This window comes from Microbacterium sp. cx-55 (assembly GCF_021117345.1).
In the GTDB taxonomy this organism is placed as follows: domain Bacteria; phylum Actinomycetota; class Actinomycetes; order Actinomycetales; family Microbacteriaceae; genus Microbacterium.
In genome coordinates, this window is record NZ_CP088261.1 from 837,399 (window position 1) to 856,146 (window position 18,748).

Genomic DNA, 18,748 nt, shown 5'->3' on the forward strand with positions numbered 1-18,748 from the left:
GGACTGCGCACGCTGGGAGGATGTCAGCGTTCTTCGCCACCCCGTGCGTGTATTCGACTCGGGCGGATCTCCGTTCCGGCGGCTACACCGATTCGTCGATTGCACGGCTGTGTCGCGATGGTGAGGTGGTGCGAGTGCGGCGGGGTCGCTATGTCGATGCGAGCCTCCCCGCAGAGATCGTCGATGCCGCCCGCCTCGGCGGGCGGCTCGATTGCACGTCGCTGCTGCGCCTTCTCGGGGTCTTCGTCCTCGACGATGGTCGCCTCCACATCCAGATCGAGCGTGGGTCCAGCCGGCTTCCCCATCGGGGCACGAACGTCCACGCGCACTGGCGGACGACGGCCACCGCCAGCTCCGATCTGATCGTCGACCCGATCGAGGCGTTGGCCCAGGCATGCCGCTGCCTCGCTCCGCGCGCGGCGGTCGCCACGCTCGATAGCGCGTGGCATCTCGGGGTCGTCGACGAGGCGGGGATCAACGAGGTGTTCGCCCGGCTGCCGGGTCGGTTCCGGACGCTCCGGCGTCTCCTCGACCCGCGGAGCGAATCCGGACCCGAAACGCTCGTGCGGTTGATGCTTCGAGCGATGGGGGTTCGCGTCGACGTACAGGCGTGGATTCCCGGTGTAGGCAGGGTCGATCTGCTCGTCGATGGCTGGCTCATCATCGAGTGCGACAGTCGCGCGTTCCACAGCGACTGGACCCAGCACCGCAACGACCGCCGCCGCGACAGCGCGTCGGCCGCGCGCGGCTACGTCACCCTGCGCCCCATCGCGGAGGACATCTTCGGGAACCCCGCCGACGTTCGCGCGGCCATCGCCGGGCTGCTGTCCGCGGGTCCGCCGCGTCGACGCCGCGCAAACTCCTCCAGAACGGGCCGCACGGCCGCTCTGCGACCCGCAACGGCGTGATCTGGAGGAGTTATCGGGCGGCGGTGGCGCCCGAGCGGTGCTCAGCTGCGGCGGAGCAGCCCGATCCGGTCGTACACGTCGCCGAGAGTCTTGTTCGCGACGGATGCGGCGCGCTCCGCGTTCACGGCCAGCACACGGTCGAGCTCGGCCGGGTCGTCGAGCAACCCGAGCGCGCGCTCGCGCACCGGCCCGAACTCGTTCACGACCACCTCGGCAAGACCCTTCTTGAAGTCGCCGTACCCGCGGCCCGCGTACTCGTCCTCGATCGAGGGGATCTGCCGGCCCGTGAGAGCCGCGTAGATGACGAGCAGGTTCGAGACGCCGGGCTTCAGCTCGCGGTCGAATCGCACCACGCCCTCCGAATCCGTCACCGCGCGCATGATCTTCTTCGCGCTCTTGGCCGGGTCGTCGAGCAGCCACAAAACGCCCGCGTCGGACTCGGCGGACTTCGACATCTTCGCGGTCGGGTTCTGCAGGTCGTAGATGCGCGCGGTGTCCTGCTGGATCACCGGCATCGGCACCTCGAATGTCTTCCCGTAGCGCGAGTTGAAGCGCTCGGCGAGGTCGCGGGTGAGTTCGACATGCTGCTTCTGATCGTCGCCGACGGGCACGATGTTGGTCTGGTACAGCAGGATGTCGGAGGCCATCAGCACCGGGTAGGTGAACAGGCCGACGTTCGTGGCATCGGTGCCGTACCGCTGCGACTTGTCTTTGAACTGCGTCATCCGCCCAGCCTCGCCGAAGCCCGTGATCGTCGACAGGATCCAGGCAAGCTCCGCGTGCGCGGGCACGTGCGACTGCACGTAGAGCGTCGACTTCGCCGGCTCGATGCCCGCCGCGATGTACTGCGCGGCGGTCCGGCGCGTCTTCTCCCGAAGCTCTGCGGGGTCGTTCGGCTGGGTCAGCGCGTGCAGGTCGACGACCGAGAAGAACGCATCGTAGGACTCCTGGAGATCCCGCCACTGCATCAGCGCACCGATGTAGTTGCCGATCTGAAGGGAATCGGCGGAAGGCTGCATTCCGGAGTACAGGCGCGCTTTGCTCACACGGTCGATTCTATGCGGGACGGATGCGGCGCCCGCCCCGAGCCGTGCGGTACCCCGCCCGCGCACGGCGCCTGCCCCGCGCCCGCGCCGAACCCGCGCCTCGCCACCCGGCGCCCGGCGCGGTCGGTCAGCGCCCGATGCGGTAGTCCGCGATGACCGGGGCGTGGTCACTCCATCGCTCCGCGTAGGCAGCGGCACGAGCGACCCGATAGTCGCTGACCCGTGCAGCGAGGGCGGGGGAGGCCAGGTGGTAGTCGATCCGCCATCCGGTGTCGTTGTCGAACGCCTGGCCGCGGTTCGACCACCAGGTGTACGGGCCGTCGACCTCGCCGGCTGCGCGTCGGCCGATGTCGACCCAGCCGATCCCCGGACCGACCGAGCCGTCGACTCCGGTGACGGATGCGCCGGCGTCGCCCAGGAACCGGTCGAAGTAGGCGCGCTCGGCGGGGAGGAACCCTGCCTTCTTGACGTTGCCCTTCCAGTTCTTGATGTCGAGTTCGCGGTGGCCGACGTTCAGGTCTCCCGTGACGAGGGCGAGCGCGTCGCTGTCGGAGAGCTGCGGCAGCCGCGCGCTCATCGCATCGAGGAACCCGTACTTGGCCTCTTGGCGGGGGGTACCCACTTCGCCCGAGTGCACGTAGGCGCTGACGACGGTGAGCCGTTCGCCGTCGACTTCGAAGTCCGCCTCGATCCAGCGGCCGCGCGAATCGACGTCGTCATCGCCCAGGTCGATGCGCGAGTCGACGATGGGCAGTCGGCTCGCGACGGCGACGCCCGAACGCCCCTTCGTGAGCGACTCGTCGTGCACGAGGTGCCATCCCGGAAGGGCATCCTCGAGGTGGACGCGCTCGGCGCGCACCTCTTGCAGGGTGAGGACGTCGACTCCGGCGGAATCGAGCCAGCCGGCCATTCCGTTCCGGACGGCGGCACGGATGCCGTTGACATTGACAGAGGCGATGCGAACCGTTCGAGACACGCTCTCCAGCGTATCCGCCGCCCCCGACACGGCCCCGCGTCGCCCGAGACGACCCCCGCGGCCCCCGATGTCAGCTCAGCACGTCCCGCAATCGCAGCTGATCGGCGTCCGGACGCGGCGGCGCATCGAGCGCCCGAAGCTCGGCGATCGCGCGGCGGACGGCGCGCCGTGCCGCGGGGCGGCGCCACCACGGCGCGGACGCGAGTTCCGCGCGAGCATCGCGGAGATGGACGCCCGCGGCGATCCGGAGCGCGTGGCGTTCCCGTCGCTCGCGCTCCTCGGGCGAGATCTGCACAAGTGGCAGGTCGCGGTCGGACGTCTCGACCGCGATCCAGGCGGCGGCCACCAGGATCACAATGCCGTTGATCCGGAACCACAGCAGGAAGCCGATGAAGATCGCGAACGTGGCGAGCAGCGGATTGCTCGGCGTGTACACGAGGAGGAGTCCGGCGCCGACCTGCAGCAGGGCCAGCGCACCGCCGCCGAGCAGCGAACCCGGCCAGATGCGTCGCCAGCGGAGCGACGTCCCGGTGAGGAAACGGAACAGGAGGGCGAGAGCCAGGGCGTTGATCGCGAAAGCGACGACCAGCGTCAGCACGCGCACCGAGATGTTCGAGGCGGTGGAGTCCGAGGTCCATCCGAACAGGGAGAAGACCAGATCGAGAGCCCACGTCGTCATCTGCACGAGAACGGAGCCCGCGACGAGCGCGACGCCGAATGCGAGCGCGGCGATCAGATCGCGTGCCTTCAGCAGCACGTAGCTGCGGCTGTCGTACGGCAGCCCGAAGGTGTCGCGCACCGCGCGGCGGGCGTAGGTCACGAACCCGATCGCCGTCCAGACGATGACGATCAGCGCGATGCCGCCGGTCACGGTGAGCAGGCTCGCCGAGCTGTCGGCGATCTCCTGCACCTGACCCGGCTTCACGAGCCCGTGCTCGCTGATGAGGTTCGGGATGTAGCTGTTGATGAGGTCGATCAGCTGCCCGACCGCCTGCGCGTCGCCGCCGAGCCAGACTCCCACGACCGCGAACGCCAGATAGATCGCGGCGAAGATCGTGAACAGCGACTGATAGCTGATCCCGGCCGCCAGGAGAAAACCGTTGTGCTGGAGGAAGTGGCGCCAGACCCGGATCGGCAGCCAGGCGAGGGTGCGCTGCGTCAGACGCGACGCGCGTTCGATCGGCTCATCGAAACGCTCACGGAGCTCCGCCTGACGCGCGTCCCAGCGTTCACGGAGCGACGGATCGGTCGCCGGCAGCGGGTGCGCCGCATCCGGGTTCGGTCTGTCACTCACGCTCACAGAGTAGCGAGCGGGGGATGCCGCTTTCGCCGCATCCCCCGCTCGTCGTCGGTGACTCAACCGCGCAGGACTGCCTGCTTGACCTCGGCGATCGCCTGGGTCACCTGGATGCCGCGGGGGCACGCCTCGGTGCAGTTGAAGGTCGTGCGGCAGCGCCACACGCCTTCCTTGTCGTTGAGGATGTCGAGGCGCGCGTCGCCGGCGTCGTCGCGGGAGTCGAAGATGAAACGGTGCGCGTTCACGATCGCGGCCGGGCCGAAGTACTGGCCGTCGGTCCAGAACACGGGGCAGGACGAGGTGCACGCCGCGCACAGGATGCACTTCGTGGTGTCATCGAACCGCTCGCGCTCGGCGATGGTCTGCACGCGCTCCTTGCCCGGTTCGGGCTTCGACTTCGAGATCAGGAACGGCTGCACCTCGCGGAACGACGCGAAGAACGGGTCCATGTCGACGATGAGGTCCTTCTCCAGCGGAAGGCCCTTGATGGCTTCCACGTAGATGGGCTTCGAGATGTCGAGGTCCTTGATGAGGGTCTTGCACGCGAGGCGGTTGCGGCCGTTGATGCGCATCGCGTCGGAGCCGCAGATACCGTGGGCGCAGGAGCGGCGGAAGGCGAGCGTGCCGTCGACCTCCCACTTGATCTTGTGCAGGGCGTCCAGCACACGATCGGTCGAGAAGACCTCGACGTCGTAGTCCACCCAGCGCGGTTCGTCGTCGAGCTCGGGGTTGAACCGGCGCACGATGAAGGTGACGAGGAACGCCTGAATGCCGGAGTCGTTGATCTCCTGCACGTCCGTGCTCTGTGCCGTGGTTTCGGCGATCGCAGTGGCGGCCATGGTCAGTACTTCCTCTCCATCGGCTGGTAGCGCGTGATGACGACCGGCTTCCAGTCCAGGCGGATGTGGTCTTCCGGATGCGAGGATGCGGCGTCTCCGGAGAGATACGACATCGTGTGCTGCATGTAGTTCTCGTCGTCGCGCTTCGGGTAGTCGTCGCGCATGTGCCCGCCGCGGCTCTCCTTGCGGTTGCGCGCGGCGACCACGACGACCTCGGCGATGTCGAGCAGGAAGCCGAGCTCGACGGCTTCGAGCAGATCGGTGTTGTACCGCTTGCCCTTGTCGTCGACGTGGATGTTGCGGTAGCGGTCGCGGAGCTCCTCGATGACGAGCATGACTTCGCCGAGCGACTCGTCGGTGCGGAAGACCTGGGCCTTGCGGTCCATCTCGTCCTGCAGGGTCTTGCGAAGAACGGCGATCCGCTCGGTGCCGGGGTTGTTGCGCAGGCCCTCGATGAGCTCGCGGACCTCGGCGGCGGGGTCTTCCGGCAGCGGCACGAACTCGGCGGTCTGCACGTATTTCACGGCGTTCTTGCCGGCGCGCTTGCCGAACACGTTGATGTCGAGCAGCGAGTTCGTGCCGAGGCGGTTCGAGCCGTGCACCGACACGCATGCGCACTCGCCCGCGGCGTACAGGCCGGGAACCACGGTCGTGTTGTTGCTCAGGACCTCGGCGTCGTTATTGGTCGGGATGCCGCCCATCGCGTAGTGCGCGGTCGGCATCACGGGAACGGGTTCGACGACCGGGTCGACGCCCAGGTAGGTGCGGGCGAACTCGGTGATGTCGGGGAGCTTCGTCTCCAGCACCTCCGCGCCGAGGTGCGTGCAGTCCAGCAGCACGTAGTCCTTGTGCGGACCGGCGCCGCGGCCCTCGGCGACCTCCTGCACCATGCACCGGCTGACGATGTCACGCGGGGCGAGGTCTTTGATCGTGGGGGCGTAGCGCTCCATGAAGCGTTCACCCGATGCGTTGCGAAGGATCGCTCCTTCGCCTCGGGCACCCTCGGTGAGCAGGATGCCGAGACCGGCGAGGCCGGTGGGGTGGAACTGGAAGAACTCCATGTCTTCCAGCGGCAGGCGCTTGCGCCAGATGATGCCGACGCCGTCACCGGTGAGGGTGTGGGCGTTCGAGGTGGTCTTGAAGATCTTGCCGAAGCCGCCGGTGGCGAAGATGATGGCCTTCGCCTGGAAGACGTGCAGGTCGCCGGTGGCGAGCTCGTAGGCGACGACGCCCGCGACCTTCGTGGTGTCGCCGTCTTCGACCGTGATCAGGTCGAGCACGTAGAACTCGTTGAAGAAGTTGATGCCGAGCCGCACGCAGTTCTGGAACAACGTCTGCAGGATCATGTGGCCGGTGCGGTCCGCGGCGTAACAGGCGCGGCGCACGGGCGTCTTGCCGTGGTCGGCCGTGTGGCCGCCGAAGCGGCGCTGGTCGATCTTGCCCTCCGGCGTGCGGTTGAACGGCAGGCCCATGTTCTCGAGGTCGATGACCGCGTCGATGGCTTCTTTCGCGAGGATCTCGGCCGCATCCTGATCGACGAGGTAGTCGCCGCCCTTGACGGTGTCGAAGGTGTGCCACTCCCACGAGTCCTCTTCGACGTTGGCGAGCGCTGCCGCCATGCCGCCTTGCGCGGCGCCCGTGTGCGAGCGGGTGGGGTACAGCTTCGAGATGACGGCCGTCTTCGCTCCGGGGCCCGCCTCGATCGCGGCACGCATGCCCGCGCCGCCGGCGCCCACGATGACGACGTCGAACTGGTGGTAGTAGACGCCGTCCTTGATGACGGTGTCCTCGGTCGAATGTGCGCTCACGGCGATGCCTCTTTGTCTGTTCTCACGCGTCGTTACCGGCGCGCAACGTGTCGTTGGGCGGGATGCGGCGGAATTACTGGCAGATCTCCCACAGCGAGCTGTCGGGAGTCACACCCAGGCACGGGTCGAAGGTGAAGACGACGAGGGTGCCCAGCACGATGAGGAAGATCGACACGATCCAGATCGCCCAGACGAGCGTGCGGCGCACGCCGTTGTGGGTGACGTAGTCGTTGACGATCGTGCGCATCCCGTTCGCGCCGTGGATCATCGCGAGCGTCAGCATCAGGAAGTCCCACCACTGCCAGAACGGCGAGGCGAGCTTTCCCGCGACGAACGCGAAGTCGATCTGGTGGATGCCGTCGCCGGTCAGCAGGTTCACGAAGAGGTGCCCGAAGATCAGCACCACCAGGACCATGCCCGAAACGCGCATGTAGACCCAGCCCCACTTCTCGAGGTTGGGGCCCTTCCGCCGCGGGGCGGCGTAGGGGGTGCGGGGGTCGGCGATCGCGGTGCTCATCAGTGACCGCCTCCGATCGAGGAGAAGACGTTGATGAGGTGGCGCGGGGCGAAGCCGAGCATCGTGACCGCCCAGACACCGAGGACGATCCACCAGAGCTGGCGCTGGTAGCGGGCGCCCTTGGACCAGAAGTCGACCAGGATGATGCGGAGCCCGTTGTACGCGTGGTACGCGATGGCGGCGACGAGCACCACTTCGCCGAGGCCCATGATCGGGTTCTTATAGGTGCCGATGACCGCGTTGTACGCCTCGGGGGAGACGCGGATCAGCGCCGTGTCCAGGATGTGCACAAGAAGGAAGAAGAAGATCGAGACACCGGTGATCCGGTGCAGGACCCACGACCACATGCCCTCGTTGCCGCGGTAGAGCGTGCCGCGAGGAACCTTGGACGTGGTCTGAGCCACAGTTGGTATGACCCGCGCTGGTGCAGACACGGTCGTCCTCCCTGATCGAACACGGTGTGAGGTCATCGATGGCCCCTCGGGACGTTGGCCCCTCGCGTCACTCGGGCGCTGTCCGCCATTTTATCCGGCCGGATGCGGTTGCGCCTGGAAGGCGAACCTAACTATCTCGACGTCGAGATAATCGAGCGGATGCGGCGGCCCGCTACTCTGGCCGCATGGCGACTCCTATCGACGATTTCTATGCCGTGATTCCTGCCGGCGGGATCGGCAGCCGACTGTGGCCGCTCTCCCGCGCCGACGCGCCCAAGTTCCTGCACGATCTCACCGGCTCGGGTCAGACGCTGCTGCGCGACACCTGGGACCGGCTCGAGCCGCTCGCCGGTCATGACCGCATCGCGGTCGTGACGGGTCGCGCGCATCGCGCTGCCGTGGAGGAGCAGCTGCCCGGCATCGCCGACGTCAACGTGTTCCTCGAGTCGGAGCCGCGCGACTCGACGGCCGCGATCGGCCTCGCCGCCGCGATCCTGGTGCGCCGCGAACCCGACGTGGTGATCGGCTCGTTCGCCGCCGACCACGTCATCCGCGGGGCGCGGGTGTTCGATTTCGCCGTCCGTCAGGCGGTGGAGGTGGCCCGGGCCGGCTACATCTGCACGATCGGCATCCAGCCGTCGGAGGCATCCACCGGATTCGGCTACATCAAGCGTGCCGATGAGCTCCCCATCGACGGCGCTCCGGAAGCGGCGCTCGTCGAACGCTTCGTGGAGAAGCCCGATCTCGAGACCGCGCGGTCCTACTTCGCCGACCGCGCCTACTCGTGGAACGCCGGCATGTTCATCACCCGCGCCGACGTGCTGCTGGCCGAGATCGAAGCGAACGAGCCGGAGCTCCACGCGGGCCTCGTCGAGCTCGCCGACGCGTGGGACGACCGGGAACGCCGCGGCCCCGCGGTCGACCGGATCTGGCCGACGCTGAAGAAGATCGCGATCGACTACGCCGTGGCCGAGCCCGCGGCGGCGAAGGGCCGGCTCGCGGTCGTGCCCGGTCACTTCGACTGGGATGACGTGGGTGACTTCGCGAGCCTCACCAAGCTCATCTCCAACGGTCGGAAGAACGACCTCGCGATCCTCGGCGAGAACGCCCGCATCCTCTCGGATGCCGCGAGCGGAATCGTGGTCTCGCAGACCCAGCGCGTGATCAGCCTGATCGGTGTGCAGGACATCGTGGTGGTCGACACCCCCGATGCGCTGCTCGTGACGACGACGGAGCACGCGCAGCGCGTGAAGCAGGTCGTCGACGCGCTCAAGCTGACCGGCCGCGGCGACGTCCTCTGATCCGCACCCGATGAGCCGCCCGTCCGGTGGCTGTGAAGCCCGTTTGTAACCATTGCGTTGCGGCCTGTCGCCGCGTACGGTTCGCCGCCGACTCATTGGGTAACGTGACCTCATCCACCCCGGACTCGCCGGGGTGCACCACGTCTCTTGATGGAGGACTCGTGAAGAAGACGATGACCAAGGCACTGCTGAGTGGCCTCGCGATCGCCGGCACTGCCGCGCTGCTCGCCGGCTGTGGCTCGGCACCCGCAACCTCGAGCAGCTCCGGCGGCGGCGCCGCAGCATCCGACTACCTGCCCTGCATGGTCTCCGATTTCGGTGGCTTCGAGGACAAGTCGTTCAACCAGCTCGGCTACGAAGGACTCAACAAGGCGGCCGACGAGCTCGGCGTCGAGGCGAAGGCCGTCGAGTCCGCGACTGAGACCGACTACGCGTCCAACGTGCAGGGCCTGGTCGACCAGGGCTGCAGCACGATCGTCACGGTCGGCTTCGCCCTCGCGAGCGCCGCATCCGAGGCCGCGCTGGCGAACCCCGATGTCGAGTTCGTCTCGATCGATGACGTGGTGGACACGGATGGCGACGGCGAGACCGACGCCGAGAACATCAAGCCGCTCATCTTCGACACCGCTCAGGCCGCGTTCCTCGTGGGTTACCTGTCGGCGGGCGTCACCCAGACGGGCGTCGTGGGTACCTTCGGCGGCATGAACTTCCCGACCGTCTCCGTCTTCATGGACGGTTTCGCACAGGGTGTCGAGTACTACAACGAGACCAAGTCGGCTGACGTCCAGGTCATCGGCTGGGACCGCGCGTCGCAGGACGGCTCGTTCACCGGTGGCTTCGAGGCCAACGACACCGCGCGCCAGATCGCACAGGGTCTCATCGACCAGAACGCCGACATCATCCTCCCCGTGGGTGGTCCGATCTACCAGTCGGCCGCTGCCGCCATCCAGGACTCGGGCAAGGACATCGCTCTGATCGGTGTCGACGCCGACGTCTACGAGACCGACCCCTCGGTCGGTCCGCTGCTGCTCACCTCGGTGCTCAAGGGCATCGACGTGGGTGTCTACGACGCGATCGTCGCGGCCGGTAACGACGAGTTCGACAACGCGCCGTTCGTCGGCACGCTCGAGAACGACGGCGTCGGAATCGCGCCGTTCCACGACTGGGAGTCCAAGGTCCCGGCCGAGCTCGTCACCGAGGTCGACGCGCTCAAGGCCTCGATCATCGACGGTTCGCTGACCGTCGAGTCGTACCTGGCTCAGTAAGACGCACAGCTCGGGGGAGGTCGGCGGCTGCCGGCCTCCCCCTCTGCATGGTCGGGAAAGGACCGCACATGACCACGCTGCCGCTCGTCGAGCTGCATCTGCACCTCGAGGGAACGCTCGAACCCGACTTCATCATGCGGACCGCCGCGAAGAACGGTGTCTCGCTGCCGTGGGAATCGGTGGAGGATCTGCGCTCGCGGTACGAGTTCACCGACCTGCAGTCCTTCCTCGACCTCTACTACACCAACCTCGAGGTGCTGCGCGAGCGCGAGGACTTCCGCGACATGACCGACGCATACCTGCGTCGGGCGCAGCAGGCCGGAGTCCGGCACGCCGAGGTCTCCGTCGACGTGCAGGTGCACACGGCCCGCGGCATCCCGGTCGAGGTCGTGCTCGGCGGCATCCGTGACGCGCTCGACGAATCGGAAGCGCGCTACGGCATCAGCACCGTGCTGCTCGTCGCGTTCGTCCGCAACCACCCGCCCGAAGAGGCCCAGGAGCTGCTGGACCACCTCCTCCGCACCGGTGCGCGGATCGACGGCATCGGCCTCGATTCCACCGAGGTCGGCTACCCGCCGCGCCTGTTCGCCGGCGTCTACGAAACCGCTCGCCGTGCGGGCCTCCGACTCGTCGCGCACGCGGGAGAAGAGGGGCCGCCGGAGTACGTGGTCGAGGCGCTCGACCTGCTGCACGTCGAACGAGTCGACCACGGCAACCGCAGCCTCGAAGACGACGCGCTCGTGGACCGGATGGTGCGCGAACGCATTCCGCTGACCGTCTGCCCGCTCTCCAACGTGCGATTGCGGGTGGTGGACCGGATGGCGCTGCACCCGCTTCCGGGCATGCTCGCCCGCGGGCTCCGCGTGTCCGTGCACTCCGATGACCCGGCGTACTTCGGCGGCTACATCGACGCCAACGTCGACAGCATCCGGGAGGAACTCGCGCTGACCGACGATCAGCTCGAGACGCTCGCCCGGAACGCCGTCGACTCCGCCTTCATCACGGACGACCGCCGCAGGGTGCTGCACGCCGAGATCGACGAATGGGCGGCGCAGCGCGGCGGCCCGCAGAGCGCAAACTAGGATCGATTTCATGAAGCTCGAACTTCGCGGCATCACGAAGACATTCGGGTCTCTCGTGGCCAATGACCACATCGACCTCACTGTCGAGGCCGGAGAGATCCACTGTCTTCTGGGTGAGAATGGCGCCGGCAAATCCACGCTGATGAACGTGCTGTACGGCCTGTATCAGGCCGACGGCGGGGAGATCCTCCTCGACGACGCGGTTCAGCACTTCGCCGGACCGGGTGATGCCATGCGGGCCGGGATTGGGATGGTGCACCAGCACTTCATGCTGATCCCCGTCTTCACGGTCGCCGAGAACGTCGTGCTCGGCCACGAGCAGACGAAGTTCGGCGGTCGCCTCGACCTCCAGTCGGCGCGCGCGAAGGTGCGGGAGATCTCGGAGCGGTTCGGCTTCGACGTCGACCCTGACGCTCTGGTGGAAGACCTGCCCGTCGGCGTTCAGCAGCGGGTCGAGATCATCAAGGCGCTCTCGCGTGACGCGCGGGTGCTCGTCTTCGACGAGCCCACCGCGGTGCTCACCCCGCAGGAGACCGACGAGCTGATGGCGATCATGCAGCAGCTCAAGGAGTCGGGCACCTCGATCGTGTTCATCACGCACAAGCTGCGCGAGGTGCGCGAGGTCGCCGACCGCATCACGGTCATCCGCCTCGGCAAGGTCGTCGGCGAGGCGGCGCCCACCGCATCCAACGCCGAACTCGCCTCGCTCATGGTGGGCCGCGCTGTCGAGCTCACGGTGCAGAAGTCCGCGCCGACGCTCGGCGGTCGCGCGCTCGTGGTCGAGGGCCTCACCGTCATCGACCCGATCGGTCAGCTCGTCGTCAACGACGTGAGCTTCGATGTGCGCCACGGCGAAGTGCTCGCGGTCGCGGGCGTGCAGGGCAACGGTCAGACCGAGCTCACCGAAGCGCTGCTGGGCCTGCAGCCGAACGTGCGCGGATCCGTCGTGCTCGACGGCAACGAGCTCGCCGGGCGTTCAGTCCGCGGGATCCTCGACGCGGGCGTCGGTTTCGTTCCGGAGGACCGCAAGGAGGACGGCCTCGTCGGCGAGTTCTCGATCGCCGAGAACCTCATGCTCGACCGCTCCGACGGAGCGCCCTTCGTCCGCGGCGGCGCCGTTCAGGTGGGAGCCCTGACGGACTTCGCAACCCAGAAGGTCGCGGAGTTCGATGTGCGGACGCCCTCGATCGAGACCAAGGTCGGTCGCCTCTCCGGCGGCAACCAGCAGAAGGTCGTCCTCGCACGCGAGCTCAGCCGCGAGCTGCGCCTCTTCGTCGCGGCTCAGCCGACCCGCGGTGTCGACGTCGGATCGATCGAGTTCATCCACAAGCGCATCATCGAGACACGGGATGCGGGCGTTCCCGTCATCGTCGTCTCGACCGAACTCGACGAGGTCACCGCCCTCGCCGACCGCATCATGGTCATGTACCGGGGCAAGGTCGTCGGCGTGGTGCCGGGAGACACCCCGCGCGACGTGCTCGGACTCATGATGGCCGGCGAGATCCCGACCGGCGTCGACGCCACGACCACAGGGGGAGCCGCCGCATGAGCGACCCATCGAACACCACCGACCCCGACGTCGCGCTCGAGACGCCGGGCGCCGTGAGCGGTGAGACGGCCACACGCCGCTCCGCCGCGACACCCCCGGCGGACGACGAGGGGTCCAGTCGCTGGACGCGCGCGCTGCACGAGATCGCGACCGGCAACGCGATCATCTCCGTCCTCGCGGTCGTCATCGCGCTCGTCGTCGGCGCCATCATGATCGCTGCGACCGACTCGCGCGTCGAAGAGACCGCGGGCTACTTCTTCGCGCGTCCGGGCGACATGCTGTTCGCGATCTGGGATGCGGTCTCCGGCGCCTACGTCGCGCTGTTCCAGGGAGCGATCTACAACTTCAACCGCCCCGACTTCCTCACCGGCATCCGGCCGCTGACCGAGACGCTCACCTTCGCGACCCCGCTGATCGCGGCGGGGCTCGGTGTCGCGCTCGCGTTCCGCGTGGGAATGTTCAACATCGGCGGCCGCGGGCAGATGCTCGTCGCGTCGGCCGCGGCCGGCTGGGTCGGCTTCGGCTTCGACCTGCCGTGGGGCATCCACATGATCGTCGCGCTCCTCGCCGGTCTCGTCGCGGGCGCCGCCTGGGCGGGCATCGCGGGTCTCCTTAAGGCGCGCACCGGAGCGCACGAGGTGATCGTCACGATCATGCTGAACTTCGTCGCGCTCTACCTGATCACCTGGATGCTGCGCACCCCCGGCCTCCTGCAGGCACCCGGGTCCAGCAACCCGAAGACGCCCGCCATCAAGGAGACCGCGATCTTCCCCGACCTCCTCGGCCCGGGATACAACCTGCACTTCGGCTTCATCCTGGCGCTCCTCTCGGTCGCGGTCGTGTGGTGGATCCTCAACCGCTCGGCGCTCGGCTTCCAGTTCCGCGCCGTCGGTGAGAACCCGAACGCGGCGCGCGTCGCGGGCATCAAGGTGCCCCGCATGTACGTCTACGCAATGCTCATCTCGGGCGCGCTCATCGGTCTCGCCGGTGTCAGCCAGGTGCTCGGCACCGTGACGACCGGCTTCTCCAGCGGTATCGACGCGGGCATCGGCTTCGACGCGATCACGGTGGCCCTGCTGGGTCGTTCGACCCCGGTCGGCGTGCTTGTGGCCGGCATCCTGTTCGGTGCGTTCAAGGCCGGCGGGTTCTCCATGCAGGCGGCGGAGGGCATCCCCGTCGACATCGTTCTCGTCGTGCAGTCGCTCATCGTGCTCTTCATCGCGGCGCCGCCGCTCGTACGGGCGATCTTCCGCCTGCCCGCCCCGGGAAGCGGCCCCCGCCGCCCCCGTCCGATCGTCTCGAAGAAACTCCGCACCGGTGAGGAGGTGACGGCCAAGTGACCACGACCGCCGTCCCCGAGCACGTCGTCCCCGACGCGCCCCTGGCGCGCACCGTCGTCGTCAGCTGGAAGGCCCCGATCGCCTTCGCCGCGCTGACGGTGCTCGGCGCCATCCTGTTCCTCCTGGTCGGGCACGGTCAGGAGACCGTGTTCCGCATCACCTCCGACGGCGACGCGATCCAGCTCGCCGACATCACCCTCGACGCGGGTCTGACGGGCGTGATCTGCACGATCGGCCTCGTCGTCGTGACGGCCGCATCCGCGTATCTGGTGTGGAAGCGCCGCCGGGTTCCGCTCTGGCTCATGGTCGTGTTCGCGGTGCTCTTCATGGTGGGCTTCCTCACCTGGGCGGGATCCGGCGCGCGCACCAACGTCATCCCGCTCGCCGGTCTCCTCGCCGGTGGCATCAGCCTCTCCGTGCCACTCATCTACGGTGCGCTCGCGGGCGTCATCAGTGAGCGCGTCGGCGTCGTGAACATCGCGATCGAGGGTCAGCTGCTCGCCGGGGCCTTCACATCCGCCGTCGTGGCGACGGCGACCGGGCAACCGCTCCTCGGACTCGTGGCCGCCGGCGTCGCCGGCGTGCTCGTCTCGTTCGTGCTGGCGGCGTTCGCGATCAAGTACTTCGTCGACCAGGTCATTGTCGGTGTCGTGCTGAACGTGCTGGTCACCGGCCTCACGAGCTTCCTGTTCTCGCAACTGCTGGCCCCGAACGCGGCGACCCTCAACACCCCGCCGCGGTTCGAACGCATCCCGATCCCCGTGCTCAGCGACATCCCCCTGATCGGGCCGATGTTCTTCCGCCAGACGATCATCGTGTACCTGATGTACGTGCTGGTCGCCGCGGTCTACTTCGGTCTTTTCCACACCAAGTGGGGGCTGCGCCTCCGCGCCGTCGGCGAGCACCCGCAGGCCGCCGACACCGTCGGCATCAACATCGCCCGCACGCGGTTCTGGAACGTCTCGCTGGGCGGGGCGATCGCCGGCATGGGTGGCGCCTTCTTCACGCTCGGCTCGGTCGGTGCGTTCAACAAGGAGATGACCGCGGGCGCCGGATTCATCGCGCTCGCGGCCGTCATCTTCGGCCAGTGGGACCCGCTGAAGGCGACCCTCGCGGCGCTGCTGTTCGGCTTCGCGTCCAACCTGCAGAACACGCTCGGCGTCATCGGTTCGCCGGTGCCAAGCGAGTTCATGCTGATGCTGCCGTACGTCGTGACGATCTTCGCCGTGGCGGGGCTCGTCGGCAAGGTGCGCGGACCCGCCGCATCCGGCAAGCCGTATATCAAGGGGTGACCCCCTCGGATGCGGTTCGCCGCACCCTGACTCTGTTCGACAACTGAAAGGCGACCGTGACTGATATCGACTGGGACCAGCTTCGTACCGTGGCGAATGAGGCGATGCAACGCGCCTACGCGCCGTACTCGCGGTACAAGGTGGGCGCGGCGGCGCTGGTGTCGGACGGCCGGATCGTCTCGGGATGCAACGTCGAGAACGCCTCCTACGGCGTGGGACTCTGCGCGGAGTGCGGCCTCGTGTCCGAACTCAACATGACCGGCGGCGGTGAGCTGGTCGCGTTCGTCTGCGTGAACGGCGCCGGCGAGACCATCATGCCGTGCGGTCGCTGCCGTCAGCTGCTGTACGAATTCGCCCTTCCCGGGATGCTGCTGGAGACCGTGTCGGGCATCCGCACGATCGACGAGGTGCTGCCCGACGCCTTCGGACCCCGCGACCTCGAGGAGTACCGCCGGTGAGCGCGGTCGAACCGTTCGACGCCGTCGACGTCATCCGCGCCAAGCGCGACGGCGGGGCCGTCCCCGACGACGCGCTGCGCTGGATGATCGACGCGTACACCCGCGAGTACGTCACCGACGCGCAGATGGCCGCGTTCGCGATGGCCGTGCTGCTCAATGGCATGGAACGCGATGAGATCCGCGTGATGACCGACGCGATGATCGCTTCGGGCGAGCGGATGAGCTTCGCCGGTCTCGGCAAGACGACGGTCGACAAGCACTCCACGGGCGGAGTCGGCGACAAGATCACCCTCCCGCTCGCGCCCCTCGTCGCGGCCTTCGGGGTCGCCGTGCCGCAGCTGTCGGGCCGGGGGCTCGGTCACACCGGCGGCACCCTCGACAAGCTCGAGTCGATTCCGGGGTGGCGCGCCGCCCTGTCGAACGATGAGATGTTCGCCCAGCTCGCCTCGGTCGGTGCGGTCATCTGCGCCGCCGGCTCCGGGCTCGCCCCCGCCGACAAGCGGCTGTACGCGCTTCGCGACGTGACCGGCACGGTCGAAGCCATCCCGCTCATCGCGTCGAGCATCATGTCGAAGAAGATCGCCGAGGGAACGGCCGCGCTCGTTCTCGACGTGAAGTTCGGCTCGGGGGCGTTCATGCAGGACGTCGATCGGGCCCGCGAACTGGCGCGCACGATGGTCGCCCTGGGCACCGACTCGGGTGTGGCGACGACCGCGCTGCTCACCGATATGAACACGCCCCTGGGGCTCGCGATCGGCAACGCGAACGAGGTTCGCGAGTCGGTCGAGGTGCTCGCCGGCGGAGGGCCCGCCGACGTGGTGGAGCTGACCGTCGCGCTCGCCCGCGAGATGCTCGCGCTGGCGGGTCAGCCGGACGCCGACGTCGAAGCCGCGCTCCGCGACGGACGTGCGATGGACGCCTGGCGCCGCATGATCATCGCCCAGGACGGCGACCCGGATGCCGAGCTGCCGGTCGCGCGCGAAACCCACACCGTCACGGCCACCGAATCCGGCGTCATCACGCGGATGGAGGCGCTGCCGTTCGGCATCGCCGCGTGGCGCCTCGGCGCCGGCCGCGCGCGTCCGCAGGACCCGGTCGTGCACGCGGCCGGCATCGACCTGCACGTGAAGCCGGGCGACCGGATCGCCGCTGGACAGCCGCTGTTCACCCTGTCGGCGGATGATGGCGACCGATTCGCCCGTGCCCTCGGTGCCCTCGAGGGCGCCTGGGAGATCGGCGGGGCGGCACCGGCCGCATCCGCCCGCGTCCTCGAACGCATCACCGCCTGACCCGTCCACCACCGCACCCCCCACGCCGAGGAGCCCCCGATGCCCATCGATCAGCACGCAGACGCCCTGGTGGAAGGCGTGTCGCTACGCGGCCTGCCGAAGGTCTCGCTGCACGACCACCTCGACGGTGCCCTGCGCCCCGAGACCATCATCGAGCTGGCGTCCGACGCCGGCGTCGACGTGCCCGAATCCGACGCCGACGATCTCGCCGACTGGTTCGCCGACAAGAGCGACTCCGGGTCGCTTGTCGAGTATCTGAAGACGTTCGATCTGACGACCGCGGTCATGCAGACGCGCGAGGGCCTCACCCGGGTCGCTCGCGAGTTCGTCGAGGACCTCGCGGAGGACGGCGTGATCTACGGCGAGGTGCGCTGGGCGCCCGAGCAGCACCTCGGCGGCGGACTCTCGCTCGACGAGGTCGTGGAAGCCGTGCAGGACGGGCTCGAGGAGGGCGAGGATGCGGCGGCCGACGCCGGTCACGACATCCGCGTCGGTCAGCTCCTGACGGCCATGCGCCACACGGACCGCTCGCTGGAGATCGCCAAGCTCGCCGTCGCCTTCCGCGAGCGCGGTGCGGTCGGTTTCGACATCGCCGGGCCCGAGGACGGCTTCGCGCCGTCGCGCCACCGCGCGGCCTTCGACTATCTGGCCTCCGAGTTCTTCCCGGTCACGGTGCACGCGGGTGAGGCGGCGGGGCTCGACAGCATCCGCTCGGCGCTCATCGACGGCCGTGCGCTGCGGCTCGGCCACGGTGTGCGCATCGCCGAAGACCTCGAGGTCGTCTCGCGCGCCGGCGACATGGTCGAGGTCGTGTTCGGCGACCTGGCTCGCTGGGTGCGCGACCGCGAGATCCCGCTCGAGCTGTCGCCGTCGTCGAACCTGCAGACCGGCGCGATCGCGGCGTGGGGTCAAGAGCTCGGGGACCACCCGTTCGACCTGCTCTACCAGCTCGGTTTCGCCGTCACCGTGAACGTCGACAACCGCACGATGAGCCGCACGTCGCTCACGCGCGAGTTGGCGCTGCTCGCCGAGACGTTCGAGTACGGCCTGGAAGACATCGAGACGTTCCAGCTCAACGCGGCCGCGGCCGCATTCCTCCCGGTGGAGGAGCGCGAAGAGCTCATCGAGCTCATCGGCGAGGGCTTCGACCACTGACCCCCGCGCGGGTTTCGTAGGCCGCTCCGGGTTGCGGGCCGCTCCGGGGTGTGCGGGCCGCTCCGGGGTGCGTGCCGCTCCGGGGTGTGTGCTCCTACCCCCGTCGCGCGCTAGTTTTCTGCTCGCGCGCCAGCGATCTGTGGCGCGGGTGCAGCGAACTAGCGCGCGACGCCCTCGCCGCTCGTGACCGTG

The 18,748-nt window shown here is 68.4% G+C and carries 17 protein-coding genes; 10 read left to right on the forward strand and 7 right to left on the reverse strand.

All coding sequences use genetic code 11. From position 1 onward, the window contains the following. Positions 1 to 20: 20 nt before the first annotated feature. Entirely contained in the window at positions 21 to 908 is an 888-nt protein-coding gene (locus tag LQ938_RS03915; RefSeq protein ID WP_223721866.1) for an endonuclease domain-containing protein, read from the forward strand. A gap of 41 nt (positions 909 to 949) precedes the next feature. Here the strand turns inward: LQ938_RS03915 and trpS are convergent, their stop codons facing one another. From trpS to sdhC, 7 genes are all read right to left on the reverse strand, one after another. Continuing rightward, positions 950 to 1,954 (reverse strand): tryptophan--tRNA ligase, encoded by a 1,005-nt coding sequence (trpS, locus tag LQ938_RS03920; RefSeq protein WP_223721867.1) that lies wholly within the window; start codon positions 1,952 to 1,954, stop codon positions 950 to 952. A gap of 127 nt (positions 1,955 to 2,081) precedes the next feature. Then, entirely contained in the window at positions 2,082 to 2,930 is an 849-nt protein-coding gene (locus LQ938_RS03925; RefSeq protein WP_223721868.1) for an exodeoxyribonuclease III, read from the reverse strand. A gap of 70 nt (positions 2,931 to 3,000) precedes the next feature. Next, entirely contained in the window at positions 3,001 to 4,224 is a 1,224-nt protein-coding gene (locus LQ938_RS03930; RefSeq protein WP_223721869.1) for a YihY/virulence factor BrkB family protein, read from the reverse strand. Between the two features lie 62 nt (positions 4,225 to 4,286). Further along, complete coding sequence (locus LQ938_RS03935; protein ID WP_223721870.1) at positions 4,287 to 5,066, reverse strand: succinate dehydrogenase iron-sulfur subunit; 780 nt, start codon at positions 5,064 to 5,066, stop codon at positions 4,287 to 4,289. Between the two features lie 2 nt (positions 5,067 to 5,068). Then, positions 5,069 to 6,874, reverse strand: coding sequence for a succinate dehydrogenase flavoprotein subunit (gene sdhA / locus LQ938_RS03940; RefSeq protein WP_223721871.1), 1,806 nt, complete (start codon positions 6,872 to 6,874; stop codon positions 5,069 to 5,071). Positions 6,875 to 6,947: 73 nt separating this feature from the next. Then, the gene (locus LQ938_RS03945) at positions 6,948 to 7,391 is read right to left on the reverse strand and encodes a succinate dehydrogenase hydrophobic membrane anchor subunit (RefSeq protein ID WP_223721872.1); all 444 of its coding nucleotides are present in this window, start codon (positions 7,389 to 7,391) and stop codon (positions 6,948 to 6,950) included. Next, a complete protein-coding gene (gene sdhC / locus LQ938_RS03950; protein WP_223721873.1) occupies positions 7,391 to 7,825 on the reverse strand; it encodes a succinate dehydrogenase, cytochrome b556 subunit in 435 nt (144 codons plus the stop codon). Before sdhC ends, LQ938_RS03945 begins: the two co-directional genes overlap by 1 nt. A gap of 185 nt (positions 7,826 to 8,010) precedes the next feature. On the opposite strand from sdhC, the gene LQ938_RS03955 reads away from it, so the two are divergent. The 9 genes from LQ938_RS03955 (at position 8,011) to LQ938_RS03995 (ending at position 18,556) form a co-directional block, all read left to right on the forward strand. Beyond that, positions 8,011 to 9,126: a mannose-1-phosphate guanylyltransferase gene (locus tag LQ938_RS03955; RefSeq protein ID WP_223721874.1), complete on the forward strand. Its 1,116-nt coding sequence runs from the start codon at positions 8,011 to 8,013 to the stop codon at positions 9,124 to 9,126. A 173-nt stretch (positions 9,127 to 9,299) separates the two neighbouring features. Continuing rightward, a complete protein-coding gene (locus tag LQ938_RS03960) occupies positions 9,300 to 10,391 on the forward strand; it encodes a BMP family lipoprotein (RefSeq protein ID WP_223721875.1) in 1,092 nt (363 codons plus the stop codon). 68 nt (positions 10,392 to 10,459) lie between these two features. Continuing rightward, positions 10,460 to 11,473 (forward strand): adenosine deaminase, encoded by a 1,014-nt coding sequence (locus LQ938_RS03965; protein WP_223721876.1) that lies wholly within the window; start codon positions 10,460 to 10,462, stop codon positions 11,471 to 11,473. A 10-nt stretch (positions 11,474 to 11,483) separates the two neighbouring features. Then, positions 11,484 to 13,022, forward strand: coding sequence for an ABC transporter ATP-binding protein (locus LQ938_RS03970; RefSeq protein WP_223721877.1), 1,539 nt, complete (start codon positions 11,484 to 11,486; stop codon positions 13,020 to 13,022). Continuing rightward, on the forward strand, positions 13,019 to 14,362 hold the full coding sequence (locus LQ938_RS03975) for an ABC transporter permease (protein ID WP_223721878.1): 1,344 nt from the start codon (positions 13,019 to 13,021) through the stop codon (positions 14,360 to 14,362). Before LQ938_RS03970 ends, LQ938_RS03975 begins: the two co-directional genes overlap by 4 nt. Then, on the forward strand, positions 14,359 to 15,654 hold the full coding sequence (locus tag LQ938_RS03980) for an ABC transporter permease (RefSeq protein ID WP_374197468.1): 1,296 nt from the start codon (positions 14,359 to 14,361) through the stop codon (positions 15,652 to 15,654). The genes LQ938_RS03975 and LQ938_RS03980 overlap by 4 nt, the downstream gene beginning before the upstream one ends. 56 nt (positions 15,655 to 15,710) lie before the next feature. Further along, a complete protein-coding gene (locus LQ938_RS03985; RefSeq protein ID WP_223721879.1) occupies positions 15,711 to 16,112 on the forward strand; it encodes a cytidine deaminase in 402 nt (133 codons plus the stop codon). Next, positions 16,109 to 17,401 (forward strand): thymidine phosphorylase, encoded by a 1,293-nt coding sequence (locus LQ938_RS03990; RefSeq protein ID WP_223721880.1) that lies wholly within the window; start codon positions 16,109 to 16,111, stop codon positions 17,399 to 17,401. The genes LQ938_RS03985 and LQ938_RS03990 overlap by 4 nt, the downstream gene beginning before the upstream one ends. A 39-nt stretch (positions 17,402 to 17,440) precedes the next feature. After that, entirely contained in the window at positions 17,441 to 18,556 is a 1,116-nt protein-coding gene (locus LQ938_RS03995) for an adenosine deaminase (protein ID WP_223721881.1), read from the forward strand. Positions 18,557 to 18,748 lie beyond the last annotated feature (192 nt).